The following is a 12,141-nucleotide window of genomic DNA, read 5'->3' on the forward strand; positions in this document are numbered from 1 at the left end:
GCCCCTCCGTGAAATGAACCATGTGAAATGCTCATGCCAGAAAGACGCAGCTTCTGCCAGATGTTGCGGCCTTTGACGACGGCTGGATATGCAGTTTGACGCGACATACCGCCAAAGGGTGGCACCGCATTATGTCATGGGACACATTCGCAGCGCCATCAGGCAGAACAGGCCGCGCCGACGATCATTTCGTACGTTACAAACGCCAGCAATGTTCCCCAAGCCGCCGAGACTTCAACCGTCCAGGCCGACCCAAGCTGTGCTGCCAATGTATCGATCAGCACCTCTGACACCATTTGATATTGATGATCTTGCACACCATAGCCGCGATGCATCCTGCCCATATCTTGCAAGATCTGGGTCAAACCTTCCAGCTGATCCAGAGACGACAGTGCGATCTGCAACGTTGCGGTCAGCTTATCGGCCTGTGCCGATATGGATGCAGGGAACAGCGGCCGCAGCTCTGGGTGGAGCACGAAAAGGCGGGTGTAGAAATCTTCGACCAATTCGGGCCGAGATTTAATTACCTGATCGAAGCTGGTGCGCACCAGCATTATCTGTTTGTGATCCATGTCACCTCCTGCTGTAGGGTCCATGTTTCATTGTAAAACCGGTATGTTAAAAATCCGCCCTGCGCGCAAAGCAAAAGGCGGCCCCCTATAGGACCGCCTTGCAGATCATCATCCGCAGATTTTCTACCCTATGATAGGATCAGTGATCATCGTGCGCATGGGCGCGGTCGATGATGTATTTCTTGTCGCAATACCCACATTCGACATAGCCCGTGTCACGGGGAATATTCAACCAAACCCGTGGGTGGCCCAACGCCCCTTCGCCGCCATCACAGGCAACTTTCCAGCGGGTCACGGTTTCGGTTTCAGGCGCTTCGGGGGCATCAGGCTTTGACGCGGTGGCAGACATTGGCGGCTCCACTATATAAAGGGACGCAATAGATGCGCCCGGTGTCTGGGGCACATTCTAGCGAACGGAAGGAAACGAGCAAGTGCAACGACAAGCCATCGAGATCAAGGGTTTACAAAAACTCTATGCGGGCGCGAAGGGTGAGCCAGACAAGCAGGCGCTGAAGGGAATTGATCTGTCCATACCGGAGGGATCAATCTTTGGGCTTCTGGGTCCAAACGGCGCAGGAAAATCCACTATGATCAACATCTTGGCGGGTTTGGTCAACAAAAGCAGCGGACAGGTGACAATCTGGGGCTTTGATCAGGATATCAATCCGCGCCAATCGCGCGCGGCCATCGGGGTCATGCCGCAGGAAATTAATATGGATCCGTTTTTCACGCCCCGTGCACTGCTGGATTTGCAGGCCGGGCTGTATGGGGTGCCCAAAGCCGAACGCTGGACCGATGAGATTCTGGAGCTGGTCGGCTTATCCGACAAGGCAGAATCCTATGCCCGGCAATTATCGGGCGGCATGAAGCGGCGGCTGTTGCTGGCCAAAGCCCTGGTCCATCGGCCAAAAATTCTGGTGTTGGATGAACCGACAGCAGGGGTCGACATCGGGTTACGCAATATGTTGTGGAAAAACGTCCGACGCCTGAATGATGAAGGCATGACGATTATCCTTACAACGCATTACCTGGAAGAAGCCCAAGAAATGTGCGACGAAATTGCCATCATCAACCATGGTGAGATGATCATCCGCGACCGCACCGAAAACCTTCTGGCGCGGATGGATGCGAAAACGCTGGTGATCACGCCGGCGGGCAATGCACCCGATGTCACATTGCCCGACGGGGTCAATCTGACGCGCCGCCCCAATGGGCAGCTGGCCTTTGACTATCGCCCCAAACAGGTCTCGGCAAATGCGATCCTGACAGCGGTGCATAACGCTGGCATCGAGGTCGAAGACGTGGGCACCACCGAGCCAGACCTTGAAGATGTCTTCATGTCCTTGACCGAGGAATAATCTGTGCCGATGGGGCAGACCCTGCCCCATCACATGCCGCGAATATTAGTCGGTGGCCTCAACCATTCGGCCTAGTGGCCGGCCAGACAAAATATGCAGGTGAAAATGCGGCACCTCTTGCACGCCATGTTGGCCCGCATTTGTGATCGCACGGAAGCCCAGTGCCGTGTCATCCGCAGCCGCGCCGATCATCTTACAGACCTCGCCTGAAGCGCGGAAAAAATCAGTTAATTCTTCGTCACTTGCAGCCTGACAAAAGTGATCAAAGGTCACATATGGCCCTTTGGGAATCACCAGCACATGGTCAGGCGCCTTAGGCGCGATATCGCGAAAGGCCAGCGTATGTTCGGTTTCATACACTGTGGTGTTCGGGATCTCGGCGCGTAGGATTTTTGCAAAGATATTTTGGTCATCATAGACATAGGCCACAGGACATCTCCTTAATCGGTAAACAGGTAATCCAGCGCGGCAAGGCGCTGCGCCAGCTCTGGCTCTACATTCAAGAACCCCGCCAACGCCACAGCATTTTCTTCTGCCGAAACGCTTTCGCGCATCCGCCAGAAATGGTCAAACTGCGCATCCATGATGCGTTCATTTTCAAACTGCAGATCAAAGCGGATCGTAGGCAGAACCTGATTGACCACTTCGATCGGCGTTTGTTCCCCCGCAAGCCCGACCCGTTTTGCATGTCCGATCAGGTAATCGTCGCTAAATTCACAATCAATATCCAGGATCCTCACCTCTGCCTTATCAGAGGCGAAATCACACAGCAGATCATATCCTGCCGGATCAATGCAGATCACCAGATCATCGCGTTGATGATAATCAAACAACATGCGCACCAACGCCCGCCGATGCCGATTTCGCTTTTCAACCGTGCGCTCAATCCCGCCCAGATCGGGCAAGCCGCCCTCTTCATTAAACAGGTAATCGACGACGGGCAAATCTGTATGCTCTCGCAATTGATCGGCCAATCGTTTGGCAACATGCCACTTTTTGCAAACCATAACCATCAAGCGCCGGCCCCGGCCAAGGCTTGATTCGGTTTCCCAAAACCGCGGAGCGAATCGATGCCCCTCACGCCCTTTGCCGGTCAAAAATTTAAACAGCGCGCGCCCTTCGTCAGAAATCGGAAAGGTTACGCCAACTTCCCCCCATAAAAAGCCAAGCCGTGTTTTCAACGCCTTAGCATCCGGGCTGATTTTTCGGGCAAACAGGTAATCTTGCGCCAGCAGCATATCATGGTGATCATTATAGAACGTCACCGGCATACCGTAATCGGTGAACATCAAAAAGGTCTGGGTGCGTGTCCGGATCTCACGTTCAGGCGTGACATGGCGCACGATGGTTTGGAAGAACGTCTCATCCGGGATCCATGTGGTGGAAAAGAACCGCATCACATCGGGACGCGTGCGGCAAAATTCCAGCACTTTTTCCACCGTATCGCGGCGCAGGCACCACCATTGCGACCCGATCATCATCTCAATATCATCTGGCACGCGGCGGGTGATACCCAACCGTTTTTGCCATTCGTAGCTTTGATAAAACAGCCACTTATGCTTGCGCTCATTGAACCAGTGGCGATAAATCAGCCGCTCTTCCTTGAACCCGGTCTGAATCCAATCCGAGTTGAAGAAATCAAAGCTTTCAATGTAATCCACGCTGTCGCCGTCCAAGACAGCATGTGCGTATTCTGCCGTTTTGATCTGCATGCAGTCGCCCGACAACATGTAGAAATGCGACGCGTCTTGGAATGTCGCCACCGCAGCACGAAGCGCTTCCAATGTCGCGGCCACCAATGACCATTCGCCCCAGCCGCACTTCAACCGCTTTTTGGCGAATGCCACACCGGGATTATCTGCCAGCCCATCGCGCAACAGCTGATAATCTGCGGGTTTGGCGTTGGCGTCGAAATGGATTGCCACATAATCCCCGGCAGCGGTCAGGCGCTGTGCCTGACGAATGATCGCCTCTGGGTCCTTGTGGGTTAACAAAATGAATGCAATTCTGGCCATTATCCCGAAACTTTATGTCCAACCTGCCACTATCTTTCCGTGATAACGCCAAGATACGTTGAAAAAACAGAGTTTCTTTGCTCTTTAGGGCTAATTAACATGCCAGGGTGGCATAAGCGACACCCGGATTATTGGAGGCGGTTCATATGGGTTTTCCCGGCACTTGGATGACGGAGAGCGAAAGCGTCGTGTATCGCGTCGTTCCGAAATGTGCCTGCTCGTCGATCGGGCAGATCATGTATTATTCCGATCACGGCGTTTTCTTTGACGGTGATATTCACGATGCGACCTCCGGCTTGCACAAATGGTCCTTGCCGCACAGTCAAGGTCCGATTGAACGCAATGTGAAGGGCAACAAATCCTATGCCTTCACCTGCGTGCGCAATCCCTACGGCCGGATCTTGTCGTCGTTCTTCGATAAAATCGCAGGAATTCAACGCAATGGAAAACGCTACCGCGGCAACCTTGTGCCACAGCTGATCCAGAAATACGGTATCGAAGTCGGCTCGCCCGAGGATGATTTCGCCTTCGATCAGGTGAAGTCCTTCCGTCGGTTCTTGCTGTTTGCACGCGATACGATCCGTTGGCGTCGCCCGATGGATCCCGATATTCACTGGTCGGCCATGTCGGGCCACATCTCAACCTTCATCGTGAACGGCGGGCGCTATAACAATATTTTCTTCACCGAGAAATTCAACGAAGGCATGCAATCTGTGCTGAATGCCGTTGAGACGCCGGTGAGGATCAGCCTTGATGAAGTGCCGCGCTTTAATGAATCAGAAGGTCATGGCCCAAAGCGCGCGCATCCAATCAGCGATTATTTTGACGATCTGTCACGCCACCTTGTGTGGGAAATCTACAAAAAGGATTTCCAGCTGTTCAAATATGATTTCGACAACCCGGACAATAAAATGCCTACGGGTGAGGTCGACCTGGGCGAGGTCCACGCAAAGCTGGGCAACTAAGCCAGCTTATGTTTGATCAAAAGACCGGGCCGCAAACCCTCTCGCAGCCCGGTCCGACCATATTCATCGGGTCAAACCCAACACATGAATACAACAACAGCAACGGGATCAGCCGACCGCGGCAGCGGGGCCGGGCGACGGCCTATCAGGCCCGAGCCCGGCACCCCCGTCGCCGTAACCCGATTACACCAGACCTTCTTGTGCAAATAACACCGCCATGTCGCATTCGGGCCGCGCGCCATAATGGCCAATAACTTCACGAGCTGCCACGCAGCCCATTTTTCCGGCCACCTCTAGCGACGCGCCTCGCGCCAACCCGAACAAGAACCCGGCCGCGAATTGATCGCCTGCTCCAGTCGCATCCACCGGAGTGACCGATTGCACGGGCACCGACACACGCTCGTTTCCGCGGATGACAATCACATCCGCGCCAGACCGCGTGCAAACCACCAATTCACATTCCTTGGCCGCTTGCGCCAGCGCCTGATCCAGATCTGTCTGATACAGCGACGCCCATTCATGTTCGTTGCCGATCACATAATTCATTTCCTCACGAACCAGCCGGCGGAAGCTGTCGCGGTGACGCTCGACACAGAACGGGTCAGACAAGGCAATTCCGGCCTGACCACCGCCGCGCCGTGTCGCCTGAGCCGCCTTTAAAAACGCAGCTTTCCCTTTGTCTTTGTCGAAGAGATAGCCTTCTAGGAACAAGACCTTGGCCTGTTCGACCACATCCAGCGGCACATCCTCTGTCGACAGCTCGGCACCGATCCCAAGATAGGTGTTCATCGACCGCTCGCCATCGGGCGTAACGAAAATCATCGAACGCGATGTTGGCAATTCGCCGTCTTGAATTGGCGGGTTCGGGAAATCGGTGCCCTCGCCCTTCAGCGCGGCCTCGTAAAACCGGCCTAACGCATCATCGCGCACCCGCCCGACAAATGCGGTCTTCAGCCCCATATTGCCCAGCCCCGCAATGGTGTTCCCAACCGATCCGCCCGCCGCCTGCGTGCGCACATCCATAGCCGCATAAAGGGTTTCGGCGCGCTCACGCTCAATCAGCTGCATAATTCCTTTATCGATCCCCATGTGATCCAGAAAACTGTCATCACATTGTGCAATCACGTCAACGATGGCATTTCCGATGCCAACCACTTCATATTGTGTCACGCCGTCTTCTCCTCGAATTGGCAAATATCGCGGATGTGGCAAGCACCGCATTTAGGTTTCCGGGCCACGCAAATATAGCGCCCATGCAAAATCAGCCAGTGATGTGCGTGATGTTGATATTGCGCAGGCACGTTGTCTTCGATCGCGCGCTCCACGACATCCACGTCTTTACCGGGGCAAATCCCGGTGCGATTTCCGATCCGAAAAATATGGGTGTCCACGGCCTGCGTGGGTTGGTGAAACCACATATTCAACACGACATTTGCTGTTTTGCGGCCCACACCGGGTAAGGATTGCAGCGCGGCCCGGCTGGACGGAACCTCACCACCATAGACCTCGACCAGGATCTTGGCGGTCTTCATCACGTTTTTGGCTTTTTGCCGGAACAGGCCAATGGTCTTAATATGCTCGATCAGCGCCTCTTCACCCAAATCCAGCATTTTTTGTGGCGTATCGGCGATCTGAAACAGCGCCCGCGTGGCCTTATTGACCCCCGCATCCGTCGCCTGTGCCGAAAGCGCCACAGCCACGACCAGCGTGTAGGCGTTGACGTGCTCCAACTCGCCTTTGGGTTCAGGCTCCGCCGCCGCGAAACGGGCGAAAACCTCTTTCATCATGTTATAATCAAGCTGCTTAACCATGCGTGCTCTTCTGCCCGCTCCCCCGCAGTGCTGCAAGCCTTTGATGCGGGAGATGGGCGCTAAAATTCCATGGTATCGCCTCAATTCATTAACGTCTCATTGACCGTTGCAACCCCACAATGAAAACGACATTTTTCCTACAAGGATCACAGATCATGGAGCTGGGCTACCCCGTCGCCAGCATGGCATTTGATCGCAGCAATGACCTTTGGATGCTCGCATCCGATTTTTGCACCGATACGATGGGCCTTGAACTATCGCACAGCAATGGGATCACGGAATTGCGCCGTGTGACGGGCGCGCTGGTTATGCGGGGGGTGTTGACGGCCGATATCCCTATCCTTTTGCAGCATCCCGACCGCGGAACAATCCGCCTTGACCGCATCGAAATTGATGGCAGCCTTGCCATGTATCTTCCGTCAGAGCCGCTGATCCCTGGACAGACCTATGTCGAGGCCCAGCCGTTTGAGGCAGGGGGCCGCGCCGCCGGTCCCGAAGAAATCGCCCTGATGCCAGCCATGGCAACCGGCACATTGATCGCGACGGACGATGGGCCGCAGCCAATCGACTGGCTGCGCCCCGGTGACAGGGTTTTGACCCGCGACAACGGATATCAACCTCTGCTATGGTTGGGGCAGCAAACCGTGCCGCGCAGATCGCCCAGCAACACGCGCCCGCTACTGATCCATGCCGGGCAGCTTGGCCCTGACTTGCCAGAGCGCGACCTGACCGTGACACCGCAAACGGGTATTTTATTGTCCGGGCCAGAATTGGAAATGTGGTTCGCGGAAAATGAAATGTTGGCACAGGCCAGCCATGTCGCGCCGCATGCCGATCCACAAGACGGGCGCCGCGTGGTCTATTCACTCCTATTTGAACAGCCCGAAGTGATCTTGGCAGAAGGGCTGTGGGTGGGATCAGTCCATGTCGACAGCAGTTACCTGACTATGCTGCCTGATCGCCTGCGCGCATCTTTAGCCAAGCGACTGGTGACACAGCATAAAACGGCGGCGCGCGCGTGGCTTGCACAATGGGAAACACAAATGTTCACCAAGGAGCGTCGTGCCAGCTCTGCCCGAATTACGGCATGAATAACTCTCATTTCAGCGACAATTCGCCGTCAATATACGCAAAATTTCGCCACCTGATACAGTTGTCATAACACATTCGCTTATTTCCACTGTAAAGTCGCGCAGACTCCCCGGGTGGACCGGGCACTAATCCAAGGCGAAAATGATGAACACCAAGATCCCTTTCCTGATGTCGGGCGTTGCAGCTATGGCGCTTGCAGCCTGTGAACCCACTGTCACCAATGACCCGAACTATCATACACGTTCGGCGGCGATTGCCGGCGCGGTTGTAGGTGGCGTTCTGGGTGCGACCTCTGGCGGTGACGAACGTCTGACCAAAGGTCTGGCAGGCGCCGCAGTGGGCGGTTTGGCCGGCGCAGCCATCGGCTCGCAACTGGACAAACAGGCGCAAGAGCTGCGCCGCGATCTGGACATGCAGGGAACAACTGTCGTGAACACGGGTGAAAGCCTTGTCGTGACAATGCCACAAGATGTTCTCTTCGCGACGGACAGCTCCACGTTGCGTCCCGACCTGCAATCGGATCTGTATACTTTGGCAGGCAACTTGAACCGCTATCCAAATTCCACGCTGCAGGTTATTGGCCATACCGATAATACGGGCGAAGCAGCCTATAACCAACGTCTGTCTGTGGACCGCGCGCGTTCTGTCGCCTCGGTTTTGATTGGCGCAGGCGTGTCATCAGGCCGGATCCAAACCATCGGTCGCGGCGAAGATCAGCCGGTGGCATCGAACTTGTCCGCAGAAGGTCGCGCTCAAAATCGCCGGGTTGAGCTGATTATCACCCCGACAAACTGATACAAACGCGCAATGTGAACGACAGGCCGGGTGCATCTAGGCGCCCGGCTTTTTTATGATCTCTTGCGCATAGCCCCTTGTTTGGTCATAATTTTTAACCACACAGGAGAGCCACAATGCCATTTCAGAAGATCGATGCGGAAAAGCTGGCGACCGCAATCATACGCCAGATTGAGGATTTGATCCTGCAAGGCATTTTACGCCCCGGTGATCGGCTTCCCTCTGAGCGCGAATTGTCTGAACGCCTTGGCGTATCCCGCCCGTCCCTTCGCGAAGCCGTCGCAGAGCTGCAAACCAGCGGACTTTTGGCCACGAAGGCGGGCTCTGGCATATATGTCGCCGAGGTCCTTGGCTCTGCCTTCTCGCCCGCGCTGATCCGATTGTTCGCACGCTCAGATCAGGCCGTGTTTGACTATCTTTCCTTCCGCCGTGATGTGGAAGGGATGGCGGCAGAACGTGCCGCCCGCCTAGCCTCCGATGTGGATCTGAAGGTCATCGACGCTCTGTTTCGCAAGATGGAAGCCGCGCATTCCAAGCGCAACCCCACTGATGAGGCGGATCTGGACGCCCGCTTCCATTTGGCAATTATTGAGGCAAGTCATAACGTCATCATGTTGCATATGCTGCGGGCGATGTTTGAACTGCTAAGCGATGGCGTATTTTACGACCGCTCTGTGCTGTTCAAAAACCCAGCCATTCGCGGCGAGCTGTTAGAACAACATCGCGCGATCAATCAGGCGATCCAAGCCCGCGATCCCATTGCCGCCCGCGCTGCCGTCGCAGCCCATATGAATTTCGTGGAGCTGGAAATGACGCATAATCGCAAAGCCATGCGCCATCAGGCTACCGCGCAGATGCGTCTACAACAGATCGGGCATTAAAAAACCCGACCATAAAGGCCGGGTTTTCAAATTCGATTTTCCGTGCAGATCAGTGCAGGAGCTGTTCAACCTCAGTAATCGATGCATCAATCCTGCTGGATTTATCCGCATCAGACATCTGATTGCGCAGGACTTCGGCAGCTGCCGAAACAGCGACAGTGATAGCACGGTCGCGCACAGCTTTAACCGCACCGGCTTCCGCCGATTCGATTTGATCTTGTGCCGCTTGAAGGCGACGCGCGATCGAAGCCTGAAGATCAGCTTTGGCCTGCTCCGCCGCCAGTTCCGCGTCACGCTTGGCATTGGCGACGATATCATCCGCCTGCGCCTGAACCTCACGCGATTTACGCTCATAGGTTGCCAGAATGGACTGGGCCTCTTCGCGCAGGCTACGAGCCTCTTCCAGATCCGATTTAATGCCAGCGGCGCGCTTATCCAGCAAACCACCCAGCATCGTCGGAACCTTGAAATAGACCAACACGCCGATGAACAGCAAGAACCCTAGCAGAACGATGAAGTTCGTGTTGCCCAGGCTAAAGAACGGACCAGAAGCTGCCAAGGCAGGCTGCGCCGCAAGGATTAGAAGAAAAGCAAGCTTTTTCAAAATCTTATCCTTTCAACCGGGTGGACACAGCAGCGTCGACAACGGCTTTGTCCGCGTTCCCGCCCAAAGCTGCCACAATTGCAAGCGCCGTGTCCTTTGCAACGGTATCAACCGCTTCAACAGCACCGGCTTGAATTTCGGCAATCTTTGCTTGGCTTTCAGTGGTTTTCGCTGCGATCTCGGCATCGGCCCGCACGATAGCGGCATCGACATCTTTTTGGATCGCGGCGCGCGCTTCGCCAACAATTGCCTGCGCTTGCGCACGGGCGTCAGCAAGCGCCTTTTCATAGGCAGCTTCAGCGTCTTTCGCCTTCAGCTTGTAATCTTCGGCGGCCGCAAGGTCACCCGAGATCGTGCCCTGACGATCTGCCAACACGGAAGAAATCCGCGGCAGCGCAATCTTCGAAAGCAGCCAGTAGATCGCGACAAGCGTCACCAGAAGCCAGAAGATCAGGTTCCCAAAATACGAGGGCTCAAGCTGCGGCATCGGTGCAAGAGCCGCACCATGTGCAGCATCCGCCGCGCCATGCGCCATTTCGGCAGCTTCGTGTTCTGTTGCCATTTCGTCTACCCTTTTGGACCAGATCGACGGTCCTGTCTCAAACTCGGAAGGGCCCATCCGGGCCCCTCCGTCCGCAATAATGCGAAAAGGGGATTAGACCGCGAACAACAAAAGCAGAGCGACGAGGAATGCAAAGATGCCCAGTGCTTCTGCGAATGCCATGCCGATGAACAACGTGGCGGTCTGACCGGCGGCTGCCGACGGGTTGCGAAGCGCGCCGTTCAGGAAGTTGCCGGCGACATTGCCAACACCCATTGCTGCGCCTGCCATGCCGATGCATGCGAGACCTGCGCCGAGGTACTGACCGAGTTCAGAGATGCTGCCTTCCATGGGAATAGCTCCTTGAAGATTTGAAAGGTTGATAAGGGGATCGCAGTCCGGTGCTTAGTGCGCCGGGTGCAATGCGTCTTTCAGATAGACGCATGTAAGGATGGTGAACACATAGGCTTGGATAAGCGCTACGAGCACCTCAAGACCGTACATTGCGGTGATTGCAACCACCGACACCGGGCTGATCAACGCAATGGCTGCAAAGCCTGCGAACACTTTGATCACCGCGTGGCCAGCCATAACGTTGCCAGCAAGTCGGATGGAGTGCGACACCGGACGCACGAAATAGGAAATAACCTCGATGACCGCCAAGACCGGACGCAATGGCAGCGGCGCAGCCGTCACCCAGAACAATCCAAAGAAATGCGTGCCATGCTTGACGAAACCGATAACCGTCACGCCAAGGAATACAAACACAGCCAAAACCGCAGTCACTGCGATATGCGATGTGGTTGAAAAGCTCATCGGAATCAGGCCAAGGAAATTGGCGAATACGATAAAGCAGAACAACGTCATAATATATGGGAAATATTTCAGGCCCTCTTTGCCTGTAATATCCTCAACCATCTTATGTACCAGACCAAATGTCAGCTCTGCCAGCGATTGCGACCGCGATGGAACAATCGCACGACCACGGGTGCCAACCACCAAAACCAATGCGATCGCCAACACAGTCAATGCAAACCACAAGGTCGCATTTGTGGGCGTGTACCAATGAATCGCACCATCTCCGAAAAGCGGTGTGACCATGAACTGGTCCATAGGGTGGAATTCAAGCCCGCCAGATTCTGCGCCAGTCGCCAAGACTATCTTCCCTCTTTTGTGCGGCTCGCCTCGGCAGCCGCGCGTTTCTCATTCATCTCAGCCGCGCTTCGCATCATCACGCGAACGCCAGCCACAAGCCCCAGCAAGGTAAACACCACCATGAAAATTGGCAGCGTCCCAAACAAGGCATCAAGGCCATATCCAATGCCGAACCCGATGCCCAGCCCTGAACACATCTCAACGACCATTCGCCATGCCATCTCGGTCTGGGCGATGCCGCCCTGACCTGACGGCTCCGCTTTACCGACTTTCGCTGCCTTTATCCGCTTTTCGAGTGCCTCGAGGCGGTCTGGATCAGGGTGGTCGGACATGGTTTGGCCCTTGGTCTCGT

Annotated in this window: 16 protein-coding genes; 5 read left to right on the forward strand and 11 right to left on the reverse strand. The window is 55.2% G+C overall.

The features are described 5' to 3' along the window. Nucleotides 1–158: 158 nt before the first annotated feature. Both BFP70_RS04020 and BFP70_RS04025 read right to left on the reverse strand, forming a co-directional pair. Complete coding sequence (locus BFP70_RS04020) at nucleotides 159–572, reverse strand: globin domain-containing protein (protein ID WP_066010067.1); 414 nt, start codon at nucleotides 570–572, stop codon at nucleotides 159–161. Nucleotides 573–711: 139 nt separating this feature from the next. Beyond that, nucleotides 712–921: a zinc-finger domain-containing protein gene (locus BFP70_RS04025; RefSeq protein WP_066010068.1), complete on the reverse strand. Its 210-nt coding sequence runs from the start codon at nucleotides 919–921 to the stop codon at nucleotides 712–714. Between the two features lie 82 nt (nucleotides 922–1,003). On the opposite strand from BFP70_RS04025, the gene BFP70_RS04030 reads away from it, so the two are divergent. Next, nucleotides 1,004–1,930: an ABC transporter ATP-binding protein gene (locus tag BFP70_RS04030; RefSeq protein WP_066010069.1), complete on the forward strand. Its 927-nt coding sequence runs from the start codon at nucleotides 1,004–1,006 to the stop codon at nucleotides 1,928–1,930. 45 nt (nucleotides 1,931–1,975) lie between these two features. Here the strand turns inward: BFP70_RS04030 and BFP70_RS04035 are convergent, their stop codons facing one another. Both BFP70_RS04035 and BFP70_RS04040 read right to left on the reverse strand, forming a co-directional pair. After that, a complete protein-coding gene (locus BFP70_RS04035; RefSeq protein WP_066010070.1) occupies nucleotides 1,976–2,359 on the reverse strand; it encodes an HIT domain-containing protein in 384 nt (127 codons plus the stop codon). Between the two features lie 11 nt (nucleotides 2,360–2,370). Next, entirely contained in the window at nucleotides 2,371–3,945 is a 1,575-nt protein-coding gene (locus BFP70_RS04040) for a DUF5928 domain-containing protein (RefSeq protein WP_066010071.1), read from the reverse strand. A gap of 146 nt (nucleotides 3,946–4,091) precedes the next feature. Here BFP70_RS04040 and BFP70_RS04045 point away from each other — a divergent pair, with 146 nt between their 5' ends. Further along, on the forward strand, nucleotides 4,092–4,910 hold the full coding sequence (locus BFP70_RS04045; RefSeq protein ID WP_066010072.1) for a sulfotransferase family protein: 819 nt from the start codon (nucleotides 4,092–4,094) through the stop codon (nucleotides 4,908–4,910). Between the two features lie 183 nt (nucleotides 4,911–5,093). Here BFP70_RS04045 and BFP70_RS04050 read toward each other — a convergent pair whose 3' ends face one another. After that, nucleotides 5,094–6,080: an adenosine kinase gene (locus BFP70_RS04050; RefSeq protein ID WP_066010073.1), complete on the reverse strand. Its 987-nt coding sequence runs from the start codon at nucleotides 6,078–6,080 to the stop codon at nucleotides 5,094–5,096. After that, entirely contained in the window at nucleotides 6,077–6,721 is a 645-nt protein-coding gene (nth, locus tag BFP70_RS04055) for an endonuclease III (RefSeq protein WP_066010074.1), read from the reverse strand. The genes BFP70_RS04050 and nth overlap by 4 nt, the downstream gene beginning before the upstream one ends. Before the next feature lie 119 nt (nucleotides 6,722–6,840). On the opposite strand from nth, the gene BFP70_RS04060 reads away from it, so the two are divergent. The 3 genes from BFP70_RS04060 to BFP70_RS04070 all read left to right on the forward strand — a co-directional run bounded on the left by BFP70_RS04060 (nucleotide 6,841) and on the right by BFP70_RS04070 (nucleotide 9,489). After that, the gene (locus BFP70_RS04060) at nucleotides 6,841–7,812 is read left to right on the forward strand and encodes a Hint domain-containing protein (protein ID WP_083217343.1); all 972 of its coding nucleotides are present in this window, start codon (nucleotides 6,841–6,843) and stop codon (nucleotides 7,810–7,812) included. A gap of 142 nt (nucleotides 7,813–7,954) precedes the next feature. Further along, nucleotides 7,955–8,608 (forward strand): OmpA family protein, encoded by a 654-nt coding sequence (locus BFP70_RS04065; RefSeq protein ID WP_066010076.1) that lies wholly within the window; start codon nucleotides 7,955–7,957, stop codon nucleotides 8,606–8,608. Between the two features lie 116 nt (nucleotides 8,609–8,724). Continuing rightward, nucleotides 8,725–9,489 carry a FadR/GntR family transcriptional regulator gene (locus BFP70_RS04070; protein ID WP_066010077.1) on the forward strand — a complete coding sequence of 255 codons (765 nt, stop codon included), beginning with the start codon at nucleotides 8,725–8,727 and terminating at the stop codon, nucleotides 9,487–9,489. 49 nt (nucleotides 9,490–9,538) lie between these two features. Here BFP70_RS04070 and BFP70_RS04075 read toward each other — a convergent pair whose 3' ends face one another. The 5 genes from BFP70_RS04075 to BFP70_RS04095 form a co-directional block, all read right to left on the reverse strand. Further along, nucleotides 9,539–10,093 carry a F0F1 ATP synthase subunit B gene (locus BFP70_RS04075; protein WP_066010078.1) on the reverse strand — a complete coding sequence of 185 codons (555 nt, stop codon included), beginning with the start codon at nucleotides 10,091–10,093 and terminating at the stop codon, nucleotides 9,539–9,541. A 4-nt stretch (nucleotides 10,094–10,097) separates the two neighbouring features. Next, a complete protein-coding gene (locus tag BFP70_RS04080; RefSeq protein ID WP_066010120.1) occupies nucleotides 10,098–10,655 on the reverse strand; it encodes a F0F1 ATP synthase subunit B' in 558 nt (185 codons plus the stop codon). A 93-nt stretch (nucleotides 10,656–10,748) separates the two neighbouring features. Then, nucleotides 10,749–10,985 (reverse strand): F0F1 ATP synthase subunit C, encoded by a 237-nt coding sequence (locus tag BFP70_RS04085; protein ID WP_066010079.1) that lies wholly within the window; start codon nucleotides 10,983–10,985, stop codon nucleotides 10,749–10,751. A 54-nt stretch (nucleotides 10,986–11,039) separates the two neighbouring features. Next, the gene (locus tag BFP70_RS04090; RefSeq protein WP_066010121.1) at nucleotides 11,040–11,747 is read right to left on the reverse strand and encodes a F0F1 ATP synthase subunit A; all 708 of its coding nucleotides are present in this window, start codon (nucleotides 11,745–11,747) and stop codon (nucleotides 11,040–11,042) included. Between the two features lie 44 nt (nucleotides 11,748–11,791). After that, nucleotides 11,792–12,121, reverse strand: coding sequence for an AtpZ/AtpI family protein (locus tag BFP70_RS04095; RefSeq protein WP_066010080.1), 330 nt, complete (start codon nucleotides 12,119–12,121; stop codon nucleotides 11,792–11,794). Nucleotides 12,122–12,141: the final 20 nt, after the last annotated feature.

Origin of the sequence: Thioclava sp. SK-1 (assembly GCF_001705665.1) — a bacterium.
In the GTDB taxonomy this organism is placed as follows: domain Bacteria; phylum Pseudomonadota; class Alphaproteobacteria; order Rhodobacterales; family Rhodobacteraceae; genus Thioclava.